Genomic DNA, 20,715 nt, shown 5'->3' with positions numbered 1-20,715 from the left:
GCAAAACAAAAGGCACGGCGAGCGCCGTGCCTTTTGTCCATCGGGTCAATTTGTCGCGGGCAGGCCCTGACGAAATCGATCAGACGCCCAGATAGTCGAGGATACCTTCGGCAGCATTGCGCCCCTCGAAGATCGCCGTCACCACCAGGTCGGAACCGCGCACCATGTCGCCGCCGGCGAAGATCTTCGGGTTGCTGGTCTGGTGCTTGAACTGGGCCTGCTCCGGCGCCACCACGCGGCCCTGGCTGTCGGTCTGGATCTCGAACTGCTCGAACCAGGGCGCCGGGCTCGGACGGAAACCGAAGGCGATCAATACGGCCTCGGCCGGGATGATCTCCTCGGAGCCCGGGATCGGCTCGGGGCTGCGGCGGCCGCGGGCATCCGGCTCGCCGAGACGGGTCTCGACCACCTTGACGCCTTCCACCTTATCCTCACCCACAATCGCAATAGGCTGGCGGTTGAACAGGAACTTCACGCCCTCTTCCTTGGCGTTCTTCACTTCCTTGCGCGAGCCCGGCATGTTCTCTTCATCGCGGCGGTAGGCACAGGTCACCGCCTTGGCGCCCTGACGGATGGAGGTGCGGTTGCAGTCCATCGCGGTGTCGCCACCGCCGAGCACCACCACGCGCTTACCCTTCATGTCGACGAAGTCTTCCGGCGACTTCTCGAAACCCAGGTTGCGGTTGACGTTGGCGATCAGGAAGTCCAGCGCATCGTGCACGCCCGGCAGGTCTTCGCCGGGGAAGCCGCCCTTCATGTAGGTGTAGGTGCCCATGCCCATGAACACGGCATCGTACTCATCCAGCAGCTGCTGCATGGTCACGTCCTTGCCGATCTCGGTGTTCAGGCGGAACTCGATGCCCATGCCGCTGAACACTTCGCGGCGGCGGCTGAGCACGGTCTTCTCCAGCTTGAACTCGGGGATGCCGAAGGTCAGCAGACCGCCGATCTCCGGGTTCTTGTCGAACACCACCGGGGTCACGCCGTTGCGCACCAGCACGTCGGCGCAGCCCAGGCCAGCCGGGCCGGCGCCGATCACCGCGACACGCTTGCCGGTCGGCTTGACCTTGGACATGTCCGGGCGCCAGCCCATGGCAAACGCCGTGTCGGTGATGTACTTCTCCACCGAACCGATGGTCACCGCACCGAAGCCGTCGTTGAGGGTGCAGGCACCCTCGCACAGGCGATCCTGCGGGCACACGCGGCCGCAGACTTCCGGCAGGGTGTTGGTCTGGTGCGAGAGCTCGGCGGCGGCGAGGATGTTGCCCTCGGACACCAGCTTGAGCCAGTTCGGAATGAAGTTGTGCACCGGGCACTTCCATTCGCAGTAGGGGTTGCCGCAGCCCAGGCAGCGGTGCGCCTGGTCTGCAGCTTGCGCCGGCTTGAAGTTGTCGTAGATCTCGACGAATTCCTTCTTGCGCTGACGCAGCAGTTTCTTCTTCGGGTCTTTGCGCCCGACTTCGATGAACTGGAAGTCGTTATTCAGACGTTCAGTCATTGCATTACCTCATCAAACCACTTCAGGCGCATTCTTATTGCGGGTTGGCACGGGTGCTGGACAGCAGCGACTTCAGGCTCGCGGCTTTCGGCTTGACCAGCCAGAACTTGCGCAGATAGTCGTCCAGGTTTTCCAGCAGGTTGCGACCCCATTCGCTGGCGGTTTCCTCGACGTATTCGGCGAGGACGCGCTGCAGGTGGCTACGGTAGGCCTCCATGGCTTCGCTGTTGATGCGCTGGATTTCCACCAGCTCGTGGTTGACGCGGTCGTAGAAGCCGTTGTCCAGGTCGAGCACGTAGGCGAAGCCGCCAGTCATGCCGGAACCGAAGTTGTAGCCGGTCTTGCCCAGCACGCAGACGAAGCCGCCGGTCATGTACTCGCAGCAGTGGTCGCCCACACCTTCCACCACCGCATGGGCGCCGGAGTTGCGCACGGCGAAACGCTCGCCGGCAGTGCCGGCGGCGAACAGCTTGCCGCCGGTGGCGCCATACAGGCAGGTGTTGCCGATGATGGCCGAGTCCTGGGTGGCGAACGGGCTGCCCTTGGGCGGCACTATCACCAGCTTGCCGGCGGTCATGCCCTTGCCGACGTAGTCGTTGGCGTCGCCTTCCAGGTGCAGGTTGAGGCCACCGGCGTTCCACACGCCGAAGCTCTGCCCCGCAGTGCCCTTGAAGCGGAAGGTGATCGGCGCGTCGTTCATGCCCTGGTTGCCGTGCAGCTTGGCGATCTCGCCGGACACCCGCGCACCGATGGAGCGGTCGCAGTTGCAGATGTCCAGCGCGAACTCGCCGCCGCTGCGGCCGTCGATGGCCGACCTGGCCAGCTCGACCATCTTCTCGGCCAGCTCACCCTGGTCGAACGGCGGGTTCTTCTCCACCTGGCAGAACTGCGGCTTGTCGGCCGGGATATGCGCGCTGGCGAGCAGCGGCGACAGGTCCAGGTTGCCCTGCTTGGCGGTCTCGCCCGGCAGCATCTCGAGCAGATCGGTGCGCCCGATCAGCTGCTCCAGGCTCGACACGCCGAGCTTGGCCAGCCACTCGCGGGTTTCCTCGGCGACGTAGGTGAAGAAGTTCATCACCATCTCGACGGTGCCGATGAAGTGGTCCTTGCGCAGCTTGTCGTTCTGCGTGGCCACGCCGGTGGCGCAGTTGTTCAGGTGGCAGATGCGCAGGTACTTGCAGCCCAGGGCGATCATCGGCGCGGTGCCGAAGCCGAAGCTCTCGGCGCCGAGGATGGCCGCCTTGATCACGTCGAGGCCGGTCTTCAGGCCGCCGTCGGTCTGCACCCGCACCTTGCCGCGCAGGTCGTTGCCGCGCAGGGTCTGGTGGGTTTCGGCCAGGCCCAGCTCCCAGGGCGCGCCGGCGTAGCGGATGGAGGTCAGCGGCGAGGCGCCGGTGCCGCCGTCGTAGCCGGAGATGGTGATCAGGTCGGCATAGGCCTTGGCCACGCCGGCGGCGATGGTGCCGACACCGGCCTCGGCCACCAGCTTGACCGACACCAGCGCGGCCGGGTTGACCTGCTTGAGGTCATAGATCAGCTGCGCCAGGTCCTCGATCGAGTAGATGTCGTGGTGCGGCGGCGGCGAAATCAGGGTCACGCCCGGCACCGCGTAGCGCAGGCGAGCGATCAGGCCGTTGACCTTGCCGCCCGGCAGCTGGCCGCCCTCGCCGGGCTTGGCGCCCTGGGCCACCTTGATCTGCAGCACCTCGGCGTTGACCAGGTACTCGGGGGTGACGCCGAAACGGCCAGTGGCCACCTGCTTGATCTTCGAGCTGCGCACGGTACCGTAGCGGGCCGGGTCTTCGCCGCCCTCGCCGGAGTTGGAGCGCGCGCCCAGGCGGTTCATCGCCTCGGCGATGGCCTCATGAGCCTCCGGCGACAGCGCGCCGAGGGAGATGCCGGCGGAGTCGAAGCGCTTGAGGATGGCCTCCAGCGGCTCGATCTGATCCAGCGCCAGCGGCTGCTCGGCGGTCTTGACCTTGAGCAGGTCGCGGATCATCGACACCGGGCGGTTGTCCACCAGCGCCGAGTATTCCTTGTACTTCTCGTAGCTGCCCTGCTGCACGGCGTCCTGCAGGGTGCGCACCACGTCCGGGTTGTAGGCGTGGTATTCGCCGCCATAGACGAACTTGAGCAGGCCGCCCTGCTGGATGGCCTTGCGGTTGTTCCAGGCCTCGGCCGACAGCAGCTTCTGTTCGCTCTCGATGTCGACGAAACGCGCGCCCTGGATGCGGCTGGCGACGCCGCGGAAGCACAGCTCGGTGACCTCGTCGGCCAGGCCGACGGCCTCGAACAGCTGCGCGCCGCGGTAGGAGGCGACGGTGGAGATGCCCATCTTCGAGAGGATCTTCAGCAGGCCCTTGGAGATGCCCTTGCGATAGTGCTTGAACACCTCGTACAGATCGCCCAGCACTTCGCCGGTGCGGATCAGGTCGCCCAGCACTTCATAGGCGAGGAACGGATACACCGCCGAGGCACCGAAGCCCAGCAGTACCGCATAGTGATGCGGATCGCGCGCGGTGGCGGTCTCGACCAGGATGTTGCAGTCGCAGCGCAGGCCTTGTTCGGTCAGGCGGTGATGCACGGCGCCGGTGACCAGCGCGGCATGCGCCGGCAGCTTGCCCGGGGCGATGTGGCGGTCGCTCAGCACCAGCAGCACCTTGCCGCTGCGCACCGCTTCCTCGGCCTGGTCGGCCATGTTGCGCACGGCGGCTTCCAGGCCGATCGACTCGTCGTAGTTCATGTCGATGACATGACGGTCGAAGCCCGGACGCTCCAGGTTCATCAGCGCGCGCCACTTGGCCGGGGAGATCACCGGGCTGCTGAGGATGACGCGGGTAGCGTGCTCGGGCGACTCCTGGAAGATGTTGCGCTCGGCACCGAGGCAGATCTCCAGGGACATGACGATGGCTTCGCGCAGCGGGTCGATCGGCGGGTTGGTGACCTGGGCGAACTGCTGGCGGAAATAGTCGTAGGGCGAGCGCACGCGCTGGCTGAGTACCGCCATCGGGGTGTCATCGCCCATCGAGCCGACCGCCTCCTGGCCCTGCTCGCCGAGCGGACGCAGCACCTGGTCACGCTCCTCGAAGGTGACCTGGAACATCTTCATGTACTGCTTGAGCTGGTCCGGGTCGTAGAAGGGCGAGCCGTGGTCGCGGTCTTCCAGGGTGGCCTGGATGCGCTGGGCATGCTTGCGCAGCCACTGCTTGTAGGGGTGGCGCGACTTCAGGCGATTGTCGATGTCGTCGGTGGACAGCACCTGGCCGGTCTCGGTATCGACGGCGAGGATCTGCCCCGGGCCGACGCGGCCCTTGGCGATGACGTCTTCCGGCTGGTAGTCCCACACGCCGATTTCCGACGCCAGGGTGATGTAGCCGTTGCTGGTGGTGACCCAGCGCGCCGGACGCAGACCGTTACGGTCGAGCAGGCAGACGGCATGGCGACCATCGGTCAGCACCACGCCGGCCGGACCGTCCCAGGGCTCCATGTGCATGGAGTTGTATTCGTAGAACGCGCGCAGGTCGGCGTCCATGGTCTCGACGTTCTGCCAGGCCGGCGGAATGATCATGCGCACGCCGCGGAACAGGTCGATGCCGCCGGTGACCATCAGCTCGAGCATGTTGTCCATGCTCGAGGAGTCGGAGCCGACGCGGTTGACCAGCGGGCCGAGCTCTTCCAGATCGGGGATCAGCTCGTTGGCGAACTTCAGGCGGCGTGCTTGGGCCCAGTTGCGGTTACCGGTGATGGTGTTGATCTCGCCATTGTGGGCGAGGAAGCGGAACGGCTGCGCCAGCGGCCATTTCGGCAGGGTGTTGGTGGAGAAGCGCTGGTGGAACACGCAGATGGCGGTCTGCAGGCGCTCGTCGCCCAGATCCGGGTAGAACTGCTGCAGGTCCGCCGGCATCATCAGGCCTTTGTAGATGATGGTCTTGGCCGAGAAGCTGCAGATGTAGTGATCGGCGTCGGCGGCGTTGGCCACCGAGGAACGACGACGGGCGCTGAACAGCTTGATGGCGAACTGCTGATCGGACAGCCCTTCGCCACCGACGAACACCTGCTCGATGATCGGCAGACGCTCCAGCGCCAGTTGGCCGAGCACGCTGGTGTCGATCGGCACCTTGCGCCACCCGATCAGCTGCAGACCGGCAGCGAGGATCTCGCGGTTCATGTTCTCGCGCGCGGCCTCGGCCTTGGCCGGGTCCTGGTTGAAGAACACCATGCCCACGGCATACTGCGCCGGCAGTGCGACGCCGAAAGACTCCTGGGCCACGGCGCGCAGGAACAGATCCGGTTTTTGGATCAGCAGACCACAGCCGTCACCGGTCTTGCCGTCGGCGTTGATGCCGCCGCGGTGGGTCATGCAGGTAAGGGCCTCAATGGCGGTCTGCAGCAGATGATGGCTCGCCTCACCTTGCATATGGGCGATCAAGCCGAAGCCGCAGTTATCCTTGAACTCATCAGGACGGTACAAACCTGCTTTCATAGGGGAAACTCTCACCAGGCTGCCTAAACATCAGGCAAAATTACTTTCTAATTCAATCACTTACCATACACGCACAGGCATGCACCAGCTTTGCGCAGGCAAAAGGGAGGTCATTGTACATATCCACCCAGGCCGTCACAAATCTTCGTGACGAGACAATGAAACGTTATGTCGCGATATCGAAGGATAAGACCGCGAGGTCGTGCTAACGACCAGGCGGTCATCCGGGTCTAGCGGCGCATTTCCTGCTGGATGCTGCCCAGGGTGCGCGGCCAGGGTTTGCCGGCCTGCAGCTTGGCCGGCAGCGTCTTGATTGCCGCCTGAGCGGCATCGCGACTGGCGAAACTGCCGTAGGTCACGACGAACAGCGGCTGCCCCTGATGCACCTTGCGGAAGTAGTGATACTCGCCGCCCCCTTCACGTACCAGCGCCTGGACATTGGCCTCCGAGCGCGAGCCGAGAATCTGCAGGGCGTAACGCGAAGCCGGCTGCTGGACATACCAGTCGCTCGTCGCCGCACCGCCCTGGGCGGGCTTGACCGGAGCCGAGGCAGGCGCAGAGGCCGGCGCAGCAGGCTTGGCGCCCGCCACCTCCGCGACCTTGGGCACCGCAGGTGCAGGTGCAGGTGCAGGTGCAGGTGCAGGTGCAGGTGCAGGTGCAGGTGCAGCAGCGATTGGAGCGGCCGGCGCCACGACTGTCGAGGGTGCGGGCACGACGGGCGCGGCCGGCGGCTCGAAGTCATCCAGCTCCTCGCCCGCGGCTTCCGCCAGAGGCTGGCGAATCACCGCCTGCGACTCCCCCACCAACGGCAGAGGCAGCGGCTGACTGGCGCCGGCGAACTCGATGGCCGGCGCCTTGCTCTCGGTCGCAGGCGTCTCGGCAGCCGCCTCGACTACCGGCGCCGGAGCGGCGGCCTGCAGCGAAAGCGGCGCGGTGATCTCCGCCGTGGCCGGCGCCTGCGCCTCGTGCCCCTGCATCAGCCACGCCGCAGCGACGCCGATCAGCACCACCGCCAGCGCCAGCAGATGCTTCTTCGGCAAGGTGAAGCCAGAACCCGCGCCACGCCCGGCGGCACGCTGCGCCAGCATCTGCTCCACCAGCAGATCGCGCGCTTCCTGGTTGATCGCACCCGGCCACCCCTGGGCCCGCCGATGAATCTCTTCGATCTGCTCGTCGCTCAGCACTTCGAGGCTCTGACCAGCCCCCTCGAGACGCTGCGCGAGGTACTCACGAGTTTCCTCCTCGCTGTACGGCTGCAACTCGATGGCGTGATAGCACTCCTCGCCATCGGCGAGCACCTCCAGGCGCTCCAACAGCTCCGGCTCGGCGAAGAGGAACAGGTGCGGACGCCCCTCGCCATTGCCGGCCGCCAGCGTCAATACGGACTGCAGCGCGGCATCGTCGAGCTGATCGGCATCGTCGATCAGCAGGTAGACCTCCTGGCCGGTCAGCGCGAGTTGCTCCACCTGCGCCAAGATGGAACGTACGTCGGCCTGGGCAACGGACAGCCCCTGGGCAATCTGCCGCAACAGGGCGTCGCTGCCGCTCACACCTTGCGCCAGCACGACACTCTGCACAGCCTGCTTGTTGGTGCTGGCGACCAGCGCCTGGCGCAGCAGGGTCTTGCCGCTGCCTTGCGGGCCAACCACCGCCAACAGCAGTTGGCTATAGCGCGCCAGGTGGTGCAACTGTCCGAGCACCGGCTTGCGTTGCGCGGGAAAGAACTTGAATCCGGGCACACGCGGCGCAAAGGGATCGTGATTGAACTGGTAATGCGCCAGGAAGGCTTCGTCAGCATGCAGACTGGTCATGATCACTCTTCAAGCGTTGAACGACTGAGCCAACGCGGCGTAGTCGGTGCGCAGCGTGGCGTCGAGAATCTCGCGGGGATAGTCGGCGATGACCACGGCCTCGCCCAGGCGCTTGAGCAGCACCAGACGCAACTGGCCATCGAGCACCTTCTTATCCACCGCCATATGTTCGAGAAACTGCGCCGGGGTCATGTCCTGCGGCGGCACCACCGGCAAGCCGGCTGCCTGGAGCAGACGGACGCCGCGGTCACGCTCGGCCGCAGACAGCCAGCCCAGGCGATGAGACATTTCCAGCGCCATCACGGTGCCCGCGGACACCGCCTCGCCGTGCAACCACACACCGTACCCCTGCTCGGTCTCGATGGCATGACCGAAGGTATGACCGAGATTCAGCGTCGCCCGCACGCCGGACTCGCGCTCGTCGGCACCGACCACCCGCGCCTTGGCCGCACAGGACCGCTCGATGGCGTAGGTCAGCGCCGCCTGATCCAGGGCACGCAAGGCCGGCATGTTCTGCTCGAGCCAGCCAAGGAACGGCTCGTCACAGATCAGGCCGTACTTGATCACCTCCGCCAGTCCGGCGGAGAGCTCACGCGCGGGCAAGGTGTTCAGACTTGCCGTATCGATCAGCACCGCCTTTGGCTGGTAGAAGGCGCCGACCATGTTCTTGCCCAGCGGGTGGTTGATCCCGGTCTTGCCGCCGACCGAGGAATCGACCTGCGACAGCAGGGTGGTCGGCACCTGGATGAAATCCACGCCGCGCTGGTAACAGGCCGCGGCGAAACCGGCCATGTCGCCGATCACCCCGCCACCCAGGGCGACCACCGTGGTGCGCCGGTCATGGCGCGCCGTCAGCAGACCATCGAAGATCAGCTGCAGGGTCTCCCAGTTCTTGAACGCCTCGCCGTCCGGCAACACCACCGAGGCCACATTGAACCCCGCCAAGGACTGCAGCAGGCCCTGCAGATAAAGCGGCGCGACGGTTTCATTGGTCACCACCGCCACCTGCCGCCCGCCTATATGCCGTGCCAGCAACTCGGGCTGGGACAACAGACCACTGCCGATATAGATGGGATAGCTGCGCTCGCCGAGTTCAACGTGAAGAGTCTGCATGAGGCCCCCAGAATCAAAAGGGCTCTAGGATAGCGCAGTTCGCCCCGCGCTTTAACGGGGCGACAAGGCTTCCAGGCGCGCCAGGATTTCCTGCACCACCATGCGCGGTGGGCGCTCGTCCGTTTCGATGACGATATCGGCGACCTCCCGGTACAACGGATCGCGCACCGCCATCAAATCCCGCAGCACCTGGGCCGGGTTGGCCGTACGCAACAGGGGACGATTGCGATCGCGCGAAGTGCGGTCGATCTGCTGCTCCACCGAGGTATGCAGATAGACCACGCGCCCCCCGGCATGCAGCGCCTGGCGGTTCTCCGGACGCATCACCGCGCCGCCGCCGGTGGCGAGCACCAGGCCGTCCTGCAGCGACAGCTCGGCGATCACCGCCTGCTCCCGCTCGCGAAAACCCTGCTCCCCCTCGACATCGAAGATCCAGGGAATATCGGCACCGGTGCGCTGCTCGATCTCCTTGTCGGAGTCCTTGAAGGGCAAACGCAGTTCTTTAGCAAGCAAACGCCCGATGGTGCTCTTTCCAGCTCCCATCGGGCCAACGAGGATTACATTCCGCACTTAGGTCATCGGTTCACGGCAATGGCTTGGTTGTTCATGATGCGCGGAGTGAGGAAAACCAGCAACTCGGCCTTGTTGTCGGTGACGATATCGCGGCGGAACAACCGCCCGAGATAAGGCAGGTCGCCGAGGAAAGGAACCTTCTCGACCGCCTTGGTCTGGGTATTGGAGAACACGCCACCGAGCACGATGGTCTCGCCATCGTTGACCAGCACCTTGGCATTGACCTCGTTCTTGTTGATCGGTGGCACGCCATTCAGGGCGCGAGCAAAGTCGGGCGCATCCTTGGTGACCTTGACCTCCATGATGATGCGGTTGTCCGGGGTGATCTGGGGTGTCACCTCCAGGGACAGCGCGGCCTCCTTAAACATAGTCTCCGTCGCGCCACTGGAAGCGGCCTGCTGGTAGGGAACCTCCTGGCCTTTGAGGATCTTGGCCGTCTCCTTGTCCGAGGTCACGACCTTGGGCTGGGAAACGATCTCGCCATTACCGGTTTTTTCCATGGCCGAGAGTTGCAGGTCCAAGGTCACATTGTCCGTCAGGAAGCCGATGCCGATACCCGAGGTGCTGCCGACCACACCCATGTCGACGAAGGGCACAGGCGAAACACCGTCCTCCAGCGTGAAGTCACCCACCGTATCGGTACCCGGCAGGAATGCCTGCCCCTCGTCGAACGAGGTAGCGCCATCCTTGCCGTAAACGCTCCAGTTCCCACGAGTATGCGCTCCGCCCCAACGCACACCCAAGGCCTTGTCGTAGTCCACGTTGGCCTCGACGATGCGCGCCTCGATCATCACCTGACGCACAGGGATATCGAGCTGGGCGACGATACGGCGCAATTCGTCCAGACGCTCCTGAGTCTGGTAGGCAATGATGCTGTTGGTACGGTCGTCGACGGTAATCGAGCCGCGGGTATCGGCCGCCCCCTCGGCCCCGGTCACCGACTGGAACAGCTTGGCCATGTCGGAGGCTTTGGCGTAGTTGACCTGAATCAGCTCGCGACGCAGCGGTGCCAGTTCGGCGATCTGCTTCTGCGCCTCGAGCTCCTGGCGCTCGCGCGCCGCGATCTCGTCGGCCGGAGCGACCAGCAGCACGTTGCCGACCTGACGCTTGTCCAGGCCCTTGGTCTTGAGCACCAGATCCAGGGCCTGATCCCAGGGCACGTTCTGCAACCGCAGGGTGATATTGCCGGCGACCGTGTCGCTGGCGACCAGGTTCAGGTCGGTGAAATCGGCGATCAACTGAAGTACCGAGCGGACGTCGATATCCTGGAAGTTGAGCGACAGCTTCTCTCCGGTGTAAGCGAAACGCTCGGCCTTGCGGCGTTCGGCATCATCCTGGGTAAGCGGCTTCACGCTCAAGGTCAGCTTGTTGTCGGTCTGGTACGCCAGATAGTCGTAAAGACCCGTCGGCTCGATCAGGATGCTGGTCTTGTCTGCATTGGCGGTAGCGCTGACGAACTGCACCGGCGTCGCGAAGTCCTTCACGTCCAGGCGCACGCGCAGTGCATCGGGCAATTGCGTCTTGGCGAAGTCGAGACGGATCTTTCCGCCCTGCTCCTGGATGTCCGGACTCACGGATGCATCGGAGAGCGTGATGACCACATTGCCTTCACCTTGTTCACCACGTTGAAAATCGATGCTGCTCACCGACTTCGATTGCACGCCATAAACCTTGCTGGCCGGTACCGCAGCCGGCGCTTGCGGCGCCGCCGCGACAGGGCGAAGTGCGGAACCGGAAGCGCTCTCGCCCACCAGCACGAAGAGGTTATTACCCTCGACCCGGGTGCTGTAGGGCGCCAGCGCAGTGAGATTGACGATCAGGCGCGTACGGTCCTTGGCTTCGACGACGGTAACGCTACGGGCGTTGCCGACACCGAGTTCCTTGTTCTTGACCCCCAGCTTGTTGGCCACTCCCGGCAAGTCCAACGCGATGCGGGCAGGCTGCTCGATGGTATAGCCGCGCGGAGCGGCAACGGGTTCGTCGAAAGACAGCTTCAGCTCGACGCGGTCACCCGGAAGGCTGGCCACATCCAGCGCCTGCAGGTTAGCCGCCAAAGTTGCGGAGGACAGCAAGGTTGCCAGCAAGGCAACGCTCAGACGTGACAGGGAGCCGTTCATATTCATATTCCGTTGGGCAGACAGATTATTTATTTTCATACTCGCTTCGCTCCCTCAAGAGCGCTCCTTCAAGGAAAGGCTACGCGGCCGCTCCAGCCAGCCACCCTCCCCATCCGGAACGATTTCGACCACGTCCACCTTGGATTCGTCGATAGCGAGAATCTTGCCGTGATTACGGCCGAGGTAATCGCCGACCTTCACTCGATGCACCCCACCAGCCCCATTGATCAGCGCGAAGAGCCCGGAACTGTTCTCGAGCGTCCCGACCATCACGAAGGTTTCTATGTTGAAACCCTCGAGGAACTGCTTGACGCGGGCCTCGTCTGGCTTGATCTCCTGGGAGCCTTTCTGGCGATTGACCACATCGATTCTGACGGGCGGCTGAAATGGACTGCGCAGCGACGCCGCCCGATAAGTGAAACTCTCATAGGGCTGAAACTTCGGCAGCGGCTCGATCGCCCCCTTTGGCCGTGCATACACTTCGTCCATATAGGCACGCAGATCTGCAAAATCGCCGTTTGAGCCGCAGCCGGACAATGTCACCAGAGCCATGGCCAGACCTAAATGGGAAAGGCGCATTACTGGACCCCCTTGTCATTGTAACGATAGGTCTTGGCCAGTATTTGCATATTCAACCGGCTGGGCGTTTCTCCCTTGGACGGCAACAACTCAAAATCATGCAGCGTAACGATACGCGGCAGGCTGGCCACGCCACTGACGAAAGTCGCCAAATCGTGATAGCTGCCCACCACCCTGATCTGAATGGGCAGCTCGATATAAAATTGCTGGGTAACTTCCGGCAGTAGCTTAATTTCCGAAAATTCCAGACCACTACCCAACCCGGTACGGGTTATGTCCTCTAGGAGACCGGGCACTTCGGTATCACTCGGCAACTGCTTGAGCATCGCCCCAAAGGAAACCTCCATTTCCTTCATCTGCTCTTTATAGGCCTCGAGATTCGCAGCCTGGAAGGCCTTGCTGGAAAACTGTTGCTTCAGCGTTATCTCTTCTTGTTGCTGTCTTTCCAACAAGCCCTGCAGATCCTTTAAATGAAAGTTGTAACCAAGCGCCAGCACTACAATCATTAACAAAAGACCCGCGATGAACTTAACCGCGGCAGGCCATGAGCCGACATTATTGAAGTCAAGGTCATTCAGATCGATATTTCGCAGACCTTCGAGCGACTCACGCACACTCATTTCCCAGCCTCCGTCTCTTCCAGCTGCGGCTGGGTTTGCTGAACAGTCAACTGAAACACGTTCGCCTGGTCCACCGCCCCCGCTGTCACCGCCTTGACCTCGGTCAGATTCGGCGAAGTCAGCCAGTCGGAGCCATCCAGATTACGCATCAGATTGGAGACCCGATTGTTCGACTCCGCCGCGCCGAGAATGGCGATGTTCTTGCCAGTCATCTTGACGCTGGTGAAATACACCCCATCCGGCAGCGTCCTGACCAACTGATCGAATACGCGACCGATGATCGGGCGATTGCCCTGCAGATCCTGAATGATCTTCATCCGCTCCAGCAGTTGCTGGCGACGGGTCTTCAGCTCGCTGATCTCCTTGATACGCGCATCGAGAACGGCGATCTCCTTCTTGATGAAGCCATTGCGTGCGTTCTGATGCTCGATGGCGGCATTGAGCAACTGATCGCCCAGGAACACCGCGCCAGCCGCCACGATGAGCACGCCAGCCAAGCTGACCAGGAAGCGCTGCTTGCGCTCTTCACGCAGCTGCTCGCGCCAGGGAAGTAGGTTGATGCGCGCCATCAGTCGAAACTCCTCATCGCCAGACCACAGGCAATCATCAGTGCGGGGGCATCGCTGGCCAGTGCGCCGGCGTTGACCTTGCTACTCAGCGCCATGTCGGCGAACGGATTGGCCACGAGAGTCTGCGTGCCGATCTTTTGCTGGATCAGCCGATCGAGGTCGGGGATCGATGCGGTGCCGCCCGCCAAGAGGATGTAGTCGACATCATTGAACTGACCGGCCGCGAAGAAGAACTGCAGCGAACGCGAAACCTGCTGCACGACCGCTTCCTTGAACGGTTGCAGCACTTCACTGTCGTAGTCATCCGGAAGTCCGCCCTGCTTCTTGGCCAGGCCAGCTTCCTCGACCGACAGGCCATAGCGGCGCTGAACCTCTTCGGTCAGTTGCTTGCCGCCGAACAGCTGCTCACGGGTATAGATGATGCGGCCGTTGTGCAGCACGCTCAGGGTGGTCATGGTGGCGCCGATATCGACCACCGCCACAGTCAATTCGTCATGCCCGCCGCCCAACTGGGCCTCGAGCAGGCCGTAGGCACGCTCGAGGGCATAGGCCTCGACGTCGACCACCTTGGCGGTCAGCCCGGCGAGCGCCAGGGCGGCTTCGCGCACCTCGACGTTTTCCTTGCGGCAGGCGGCCAACAGCACTTCGACCCTTTCCGGGTTGCGCGCCGCAGGCCCCTGCACCTCGAAATCGATGGCGACTTCTTCGAGCGGATAGGGGATGTACTGGTCGGCTTCGATCTTCAGCTGGTTTTCCAGCTCGTCTTCGGAAAGCCCGGCCTCCATCTCGATGGTCTTGGTGATGACCGCCGAACCCGCCACCGCCACGGCGGCCCCCTTGACCCCGGTCTTGGCCTTGGCCAGCACCCGCGACAATGCCTGACCGACCCCTTCCAGCTCGGCGATGTTCTTCTCCACCACCGCATTCGGCGGAAGCGGCTCGACTGCGTAAGCCTCTACCTTGTAGCGGCTTCCCGAGCGACTCAATTCGAGGAGCTTGACCGAGGTCGAGCTGATATCGATCCCCAGCAGCGTGTTCGCTTTCTTATTGAAGAGCCCTAGCACGACCGTTTTCCTATTGGCATCCGCGACTTACGGACTATTTATGTTTTTCCACATTAAATATCAGTCTTGACAGAAGCGCAAATGGCTACTCGGGAAAAAAACCGCTTATAATGTGATCAGCTTTTCCCTTTTAGCTCTGACTCCTGCTTAACTCATTCTTTTGCTTGGAATTCCGAACATCTTGATACGCCTGCTGAAGTTCTTCTGGTGGTCTTGCGTTGCCGTTTTTTGTGGGCTATTGCTCAGTTTCAGCGGCGCATTTCTTTATCTTAGCCCGACCCTTCCGTCCGTCGAATCGCTGCGCCAGGTGCAGTTGCAGATCCCCCTGCGCGTCTACAGCAGCGATGCCAAGCTGATCGCCGAGTTCGGTGAGATGCGTCGATCGCCGATCCGTTTCGGCGACATCCCGCCGGAATTCATCAGCGCCCTGCTCGCCGCCGAAGACGACAATTTCGCTAATCATTATGGCGTCGACGTGACCAGCCTGATGCGCGCTGCCACGCAATTATTGAAAAGCGGGCAGATCCAGAGCGGCGGCAGCACCATCACCATGCAGGTGGCGAAGAACTTCTTCCTCACCAGCGAGCGCAGCTTCTCGCGCAAGATCACCGAAATTCTCCTGGCCCTGCAGATCGAGCGCGAACTGAGCAAGGACGAGATCCTCGAGCTCTATGTCAACAAGATCTACCTCGGCAATCGCGCCTACGGCATCGAAGCGGCGGCGCAGGTCTATTACGGCAAGTCGATGCGCGAACTGAACCTGGCGCAGATGGCGATGATCGCCGGCCTGCCCAAGGCCCCGTCGCGCTACAACCCGCTGGTCAACCCGACCCGCGCCAAGGAGCGCCGCGACTGGATTCTCGGCCGCCTGTATCGACTCGGGCGCATCGACCAGGCCAGCTACGAGACGGCGCTAGCCGAAGAGGTCGACGCCCGCTACCACGTGCCCGCCCCCGAACTCGGCGCACCCTATATCGCCGAGATGGCCCGCGCGGAAATGGTCGGCCGCTACGGCAGCGAGGCCTACACCGAGGGCTTCAATGTCACTACCACGGTACCCAGCCAGCTGCAGGAGATGGCCAATACCGCCCTGCGCGAAGGCCTGATCAACTACGATCAGCGCCACGGCTACCGCGGCCCGGAGAGCCGCCTGCCCGGCATGACTCGCGATGCCTGGCTCGCCGAACTGGGCAAGTTCCGCAGCATCGGCGGCCTGGAGCCGGCGGTCGTCACCCAGGTGGAGAAAAGCGGGATTCTCGTACTGACCCGCAGCGGCGAGGAACAAGCGCTAGCCTGGGACGACATGAAGTGGGCCCGCCCCTTCCTCGGCACCAACAGCCTCGGCCCGCGCCCGCAGCAACCGGCCGATGTCGCCCAGGTCGGCGACATCGTGCGGGTGCAGCGCCGGGACGACGGCAGCCTGCGCTTCACCCAGGTCCCTGCGGCGCAGGGCGCACTGGTATCCCTCGACCCCAACAGCGGCGCCATCCAGGCGCTGGTCGGCGGTTTCTCCTTCGACCAGAGCAATTACAACCGCGCCGTGCAGGCCAAGCGCCAGCCCGGCTCGAGTTTCAAGCCGTTCATTTACAGCGCCGCGCTGGACAATGGCTATACCGCGGCCACTCTGGTCAACGACGCGCCCATCATCCTCTCCGACGATTACCTGTCACAGAAGTGGCGCCCAAAGAACGACAACAACACCTTCCTCGGCCCGATCCGATTGCGCGAGGCGCTGTACAAGTCGCGCAACCTGGTCTCGATCCGCCTGCTACAGGACATGGGTATCGAGCGCAGCCTGCGCTATATCGAGCGCTTCGGCTTCGAGCCGCAGGACCTGCCGCGCAACCTGTCGCTGGCGCTCGGCACCGCGAGCCTAACGCCCCTGGAGATCGCCGAGGGCTGGGCCAGCTTCGCCAACGGCGGCTACAAGATCGAGCCTTACCTGATCCAGCGTATCGACGACCGCAATGGCAAGCCGCTGTTCCAGGCCAACCCGGCACGGGTGCCGAGCAGCGCGCCGCAGGCGCAAAGCGTGGCACTCGCAGCGAGCGCAGCGGACGATCTTTCGCCGGAACAACCCAAGATCGCCGAACGTATCCTCGACGAGCGCACCGCCTACATCATGACCAGCATGCTGCAGGACGTTATCCGCCGCGGCACCGGCCGGCGCGCCCTGGCACTCGGACGCGACGACCTGGCGGGCAAGACCGGCACCACCAACGAATCCAAGGACAGTTGGTTCTCCGGCTATAACGCCGACTACGTGACCACCGTCTGGACCGGCTTCGACCAGCCGGAAAGCCTCGGCCGCCACGAGTACGGCGGCACCGTGGCGCTGCCGATCTGGATGGACTACATGGGCGCGGCCCTGAAGGATCGCCCCAGCCACCAGCCCACGGAGCCCAAGGGGCTGCTAACCCTGCGCGTCGATCCGCTCAGCGGCCGCGCCGCCGCCCCCGGCACCCCGGACGCCTACTTCGAGCTGTTCAAGAGCGAGGATTCGCCGCCGCCGATGAGCGAGTTCGAGCCCGGCATGGGCGCTCCCGGCAGCCCGCTGCCGGCCGACGAGATGGCGCCGATCGACCTGTTCTAGAACAGGCGACAGGCGCGCTGCAGCCTACCGCCCAGTAGAGCCCAACAAAAAACCCGCCGAGGCGGGTTTTTTGTTGTCATCCGAACGGCTTAGCCGTTGAACACTTCGTCCACCGACTTCAGCGGATAGTGCTTCGGATACGGCAGGGTGGCCACACCGGATTCGATGGCGGCCTTGGCCACGGCATCGCAGACCACGGTGATCAGGCGCTGGTCCATCGGCTTCGGAATGATGTACTCGCGGCCGAACTCCAGCTTGATGCCGCCGTAGGCATCGCACACTTCATGCGGTACCGGCAGCTTGGCCAGATCGCGCAAGGCCAGTGCGGCGGCGATCTTCATCTCCTCGTTGATGCGGGTGGCGCGCACGTCCAGGGCACCGCGGAAGATGAAGGGGAAGCCCAGCACGTTGTTGACCTGGTTCGGGTAGTCGGAGCGACCGGTGGCCATGATCACGTCATTGCGGGTCTCGTGGGCCAGCTCCGGCTTGATCTCCGGATCCGGGTTGGAACAGGCGAAGACGATCGGGTTGGCCGCCATGCGCTTGAGGTCTTCCGGGCTCAGCAGGTTGGCGCCGGACAGGCCGACGAACACGTCCGCGCCGTCGAGGGCTTCGGACAGGGTACGGCGGTCGGTCTCGTGGGCGAACACCGCCTTGTACTGGTTCAGGTCGTCGCGACCGGCGTGAATAACCCCCTTGCGGTCGAGCATGAAGATGTTCTCGACCTTGGCCCCCATGCTCACCAGCAGCTTCATGCAGGAGATGGCCGCAGCGCCAGCGCCGAGGCAGACGATCTTCGCCTCCTCGAGGGTCTTGCCGGCGATTTCCAGGGCGTTGAGCATGCCGGCGGCGGTGACGATGGCGGTGCCGTGCTGGTCATCGTGGAACACCGGGATATCGCATTGCTCGATCAGCGCGCGCTCGATCTCGAAGCATTCGGGGGCCTTGATATCTTCCAAGTTGATGCCGCCGAAGGTGATGGAGATGCGCTTGACGGTGTCGATGAAGGCCTGCGGGCTTTCGGAGTCGACTTCGATGTCGAAAACGTCGATGCCGGCGAAGCGCTTGAACAGCACGCCCTTGCCTTCCATCACCGGCTTGGACGCCAGCGGGCCGAGGTTACCCAGGCCGAGGATCGCGGTGCCGTCGGAAATCACTGCCACTAGGTTGCCCTTACCGGTGTAGCGGTAGGCCAGCTCGGCGTCGCGGGCGATTTCGCGCACCGGCTCGGCGACACCCGGGCTGTAGGCCAGCGACAGGTCGCGGGCGGTGGCGGTGGCTTTGGTCAACTCGACGCTCAGCTTACCGGGGCGCGGCTGGGCGTGATATTCGAGAGCGGCAGTTTTTAGATCTGACATAGTGGCATTTCCGCTTTTGTGGCTGTTGAACGGGCAGGCGGCCGAGGATACGCAAGTTGTATACAGCTGCACAAGACTGTTCGGTCGCTATCGAATCGCCCAGCTAGCGCAGGGTTTTCAACCAGTCGCCGGGACGCGGTTCGCCGGCGGGATAGAGCCCATTGAGCAGGCGCAGCTGGGCTTCGCTGTCGCCCGGCAGCGGCGAGCTCTTGGCCAAGGCGGCCAAGCCCTGCCCAGCCTTGGCACGCGCCAGCCGCAGGCGCACCGGCTCGGCCAGCTTGCGTTCCTCGGCCTTGAGAGGACGATAGCTGCGGATCACCTCGAGGAAATGCGGGTCCTGGCTTTCCAAGGATGCCCGACCTTTGACCGCACCGATGAACAGGTAGGCCCGCTCGCCGCGGTAGATCACCGCCACGCGCCGTGCCGGCTGGCCCGACAGCACCGCGGTGTAACCCCGCAGCTCGCCCAGGCGCAACTCCTCGCCCGCGGCCAGGTGCTGGCTGCCGACCCGCCTGCGGAGGAATTCGGCCGGAGTCAGGCGCGCATCGGCGGCCTCCAGGGTCATGGCGACGAAAGCCTGCTGGTCGGCACTGTGGCCGATCAGCACGTCCGCGCGATTGACCAGCCGCCAGCCGGCCGGATAGCTCAGGGTGAAATCCAGCTCGCCATGGTAGAAGTGCCGACCGCGGCGAATGCCACTCGCGGCCGAATCGCCGAACACCAGGCCATCGAGCATCTGCAGGAAGCTTTCGCGCCCCACTTCCTGCGACTCGCCCACCAGGGCGCGGGCCGGACCTATCACCTGCAGCAGACGCCGGTCGTTGTCCGGGTGGGTGTCGAACAGACCGTGATAGCCGCCGGCGGCCACCGCCTCGCCCCGCTTGGCTGCCTGCGCACGAGCGAAGTCTTCCTGGTTCTTCAGCACCTTGACCACCTCGATCATCGCCTGCGGATCGTAGCCGCTGCGGGCCAGGTACTGGGCGCCGAGGCCGTCGGCCTCGAGCTCCATTTCGCGCCCGTAACCGCGGACGACGGCATTGCCCATCACGCTGGTCAGATCGCCCACCGCACCAATCCCGGTGCCGATGGCGGCCGCCTGGCCGAGCAGCCCCCAGGCCGTGGCCTGACTCTGCTGGCGCACGCTGTGCCGGGCGGTGACGTGCCCCACCTCATGACCGAGCACCGCGGCCAGCTCCGCCTCGGAATTGAGATAGGCCAGCAGGCCGCGATGGATGTAGACATAGCCGCCGGGCAAGGCGAAGGCGTTGACGTCCGGGCTGTCGACCAGGGTGAACACGTAGTTGAGCTGGCTGCGGTGGCTGCTGCGCGCGACCCGCTCGCCGACCCGCTGGATATAGGCCTGCAGCCTGGCGTCGTCGTAGCGCGGATACTGCTTGAGGATCTCCTGGTTGTAGCGGGCGCCGAGATCCAGCTCCTGGCGCTCGCTCATCATCACGAAATCGTTGCGCCCGGTGGCCGGATTGACCGCGCAACCCGCCAGACAGGCACAAGCCAGGAGCAGGGGTGCGATTCGCATCATGGCAGTATCTCCAGCATCGCCGGGTGGGTCAGGGGCAGCATCCAACGCGCCTGGCCGGATTTCAAGCCACCGCGGGCCGCACGATCGATTACCCAGCCACGCGCCTCCACCTGTTGGCCGGCGAGGCGCTGCAGGGCGCGCACGTCGAATTGCTCCAGCAACGCCGGCGCCACCCTCAGCACCCGCCCGCCATCGAGCTCCAGCCACAGGCCGCCGCGGTTGCGCTTCACCTCGCCAACGCGCCCGCCGAGCAAGGCGAAGCCGCCGCTGCGCAGCTGCCCGGCCCCCTTCACCTGCTGCGTGCCCCACAAGCCCAGACGCCGCGTGCGCGCCTGCTGTTCGGCCGCTCGCTGACAGCCGGCCAGCGCGGTATTGGGCGCCACCGCGACCATGAAGCCAAGCCCCTCAGCCAGCAACTGCGCCTCCAGATTGCGCCCTTGGCGGTCATAGAGATGGGCCAGGGTGCGGCCGTAGCGATCCTTGCCCTCGCGCCCCGGGCGCAGGCCGACACGGCCGTCGTTGGCCGCCACCAGCGCCTGCAGACGGCGCTGGGCCTGCACCGCGAAGGGTTCGTCGCTACGCCCCTGGTGCCCCAGCTCCGGCGCGTTGAGGCCGATCAGGCGCACGCTGCGGCCGTCGACCAGGCGCAGGGTATCGCCGTCCACCACCTGCTTGACCGCCAGCTGTGGCAGGTCCGCCTGCGGCGGGCAGAAGGCCTGGACGAGGCCTGCCCAGGCCAAAGAAGCAAAAAAGGCGCCCACCAGGGACGCCTTTTTCAGCTTCACGGACAAGACCAT

14 protein-coding genes are annotated in these 20,715 nt (G+C 64.1%); 1 reads left to right on the top strand and 13 read right to left on the bottom strand.

Annotation, left to right across the window (positions count from 1 at the left end; all coding sequences use genetic code 11):
- Nucleotides 1–79 precede the first annotated feature (79 nt).
- From ACUTAF_RS23890 to ACUTAF_RS23845, 10 genes are all read right to left on the bottom strand, one after another.
- Entirely contained in the window at nt 80–1,498 is a 1,419-nt protein-coding gene (locus ACUTAF_RS23890) for an FAD-dependent oxidoreductase (protein ID WP_445582303.1), read from the bottom strand.
- Nucleotides 1,499–1,532: 34 nt separating this feature from the next.
- A complete protein-coding gene (gene gltB, locus ACUTAF_RS23885) occupies nt 1,533–5,981 on the bottom strand; it encodes a glutamate synthase large subunit (protein ID WP_445582302.1) in 4,449 nt (1,482 codons plus the stop codon).
- A gap of 230 nt (nt 5,982–6,211) precedes the next feature.
- Entirely contained in the window at nt 6,212–7,792 is a 1,581-nt protein-coding gene (locus tag ACUTAF_RS23880) for an AAA family ATPase (RefSeq protein WP_445582301.1), read from the bottom strand.
- Nucleotides 7,793–7,801: 9 nt separating this feature from the next.
- Nucleotides 7,802–8,905, bottom strand: a complete 1,104-nt coding sequence (aroB, locus tag ACUTAF_RS23875; protein ID WP_445582300.1) for a 3-dehydroquinate synthase — start codon at nt 8,903–8,905, stop codon at nt 7,802–7,804.
- Nucleotides 8,906–8,956: 51 nt separating this feature from the next.
- Nucleotides 8,957–9,475, bottom strand: coding sequence for a shikimate kinase AroK (gene aroK, locus ACUTAF_RS23870; protein ID WP_122109219.1), 519 nt, complete (start codon nt 9,473–9,475; stop codon nt 8,957–8,959).
- 5 nt (nt 9,476–9,480) lie between these two features.
- Complete coding sequence (gene pilQ, locus ACUTAF_RS23865) at nt 9,481–11,595, bottom strand: type IV pilus secretin PilQ (RefSeq protein WP_445582299.1); 2,115 nt, start codon at nt 11,593–11,595, stop codon at nt 9,481–9,483.
- A 54-nt stretch (nt 11,596–11,649) separates the two neighbouring features.
- Nucleotides 11,650–12,174, bottom strand: a complete 525-nt coding sequence (gene pilP, locus ACUTAF_RS23860) for a type 4a pilus biogenesis lipoprotein PilP (protein WP_445582298.1) — start codon at nt 12,172–12,174, stop codon at nt 11,650–11,652.
- Nucleotides 12,174–12,794 (bottom strand): type 4a pilus biogenesis protein PilO, encoded by a 621-nt coding sequence (pilO, locus tag ACUTAF_RS23855; protein ID WP_445582297.1) that lies wholly within the window; start codon nt 12,792–12,794, stop codon nt 12,174–12,176. Before pilO ends, pilP begins: the two co-directional genes overlap by 1 nt.
- A complete protein-coding gene (gene pilN / locus ACUTAF_RS23850; RefSeq protein WP_445582296.1) occupies nt 12,791–13,363 on the bottom strand; it encodes a type 4a pilus biogenesis protein PilN in 573 nt (190 codons plus the stop codon). Before pilN ends, pilO begins: the two co-directional genes overlap by 4 nt.
- Nucleotides 13,363–14,427, bottom strand: a complete 1,065-nt coding sequence (locus ACUTAF_RS23845; protein WP_445582295.1) for a pilus assembly protein PilM — start codon at nt 14,425–14,427, stop codon at nt 13,363–13,365. The genes pilN and ACUTAF_RS23845 overlap by 1 nt, the downstream gene beginning before the upstream one ends.
- A gap of 184 nt (nt 14,428–14,611) precedes the next feature.
- Here ACUTAF_RS23845 and ACUTAF_RS23840 point away from each other — a divergent pair, with 184 nt between their 5' ends.
- Entirely contained in the window at nt 14,612–17,020 is a 2,409-nt protein-coding gene (locus ACUTAF_RS23840) for a penicillin-binding protein 1A (protein ID WP_445582499.1), read from the top strand.
- An 89-nt stretch (nt 17,021–17,109) separates the two neighbouring features.
- On the opposite strand, the gene ACUTAF_RS23835 is transcribed toward ACUTAF_RS23840, so the two are convergent.
- The 3 genes from ACUTAF_RS23835 to ACUTAF_RS23825 all read right to left on the bottom strand — a co-directional run bounded on the left by ACUTAF_RS23835 (nt 17,110) and on the right by ACUTAF_RS23825 (nt 20,715).
- On the bottom strand, nt 17,110–18,378 hold the full coding sequence (locus ACUTAF_RS23835) for a malic enzyme-like NAD(P)-binding protein (RefSeq protein WP_445582294.1): 1,269 nt from the start codon (nt 18,376–18,378) through the stop codon (nt 17,110–17,112).
- A gap of 103 nt (nt 18,379–18,481) precedes the next feature.
- Nucleotides 18,482–19,918, bottom strand: a complete 1,437-nt coding sequence (locus ACUTAF_RS23830; protein WP_445582293.1) for a M48 family metalloprotease — start codon at nt 19,916–19,918, stop codon at nt 18,482–18,484.
- A complete protein-coding gene (locus tag ACUTAF_RS23825; protein ID WP_445582292.1) occupies nt 19,915–20,715 on the bottom strand; it encodes a thermonuclease family protein in 801 nt (266 codons plus the stop codon). The genes ACUTAF_RS23830 and ACUTAF_RS23825 overlap by 4 nt, the downstream gene beginning before the upstream one ends.

It is taken from the genome of Pseudomonas sp. SP16.1 (assembly GCF_052682975.1).
The sequence above is the reverse complement of the archived record's forward strand: the minus strand, read 5'-3'. Positions and strand labels throughout refer to the sequence as shown.